The following is a 265-nucleotide window of genomic DNA, read 5'->3' as shown; positions in this document are numbered from 1 at the left end:
ACGCCGGGCTGACCGCCCTGCCCGACCCCAGCGTTCTCGACGCCTTCGGCCAGCGCTGGCTGCTCGCCCACGGCGACGCCCAGTGCCTGGCCGACACCGCCTACCAGGCCTGGCGCGCCACCAGCCATTCGCCTGCGTGGCAGGCCGACTTCCTGGCCAGGCCGCTGGCCGAGCGCCAGGCCTTCGGACGGCAGGCGCGCGCCCAGAGCCGCGCCTCGCAGGCCGCGCAACTGATGGCCAGCGACCTCGACGCCGACGCCTGCCG

Annotated in this window: 1 pseudogene; it reads left to right on the top strand. The window is 76.6% G+C overall.

From position 1 onward, the window contains the following. Nucleotides 1-265: pseudogene (locus RZA33_RS19540) on the top strand (UDP-2,3-diacylglucosamine diphosphatase); the annotation flags it as partial.

Source organism: Halovibrio sp. HP20-59, assembly GCF_033052795.2.
Classification (GTDB): Bacteria; Pseudomonadota; Gammaproteobacteria; order Pseudomonadales; family Halomonadaceae; genus Vreelandella.
The sequence above is the reverse complement of the archived record's forward strand: the minus strand, read 5'-3'. Positions and strand labels throughout refer to the sequence as shown.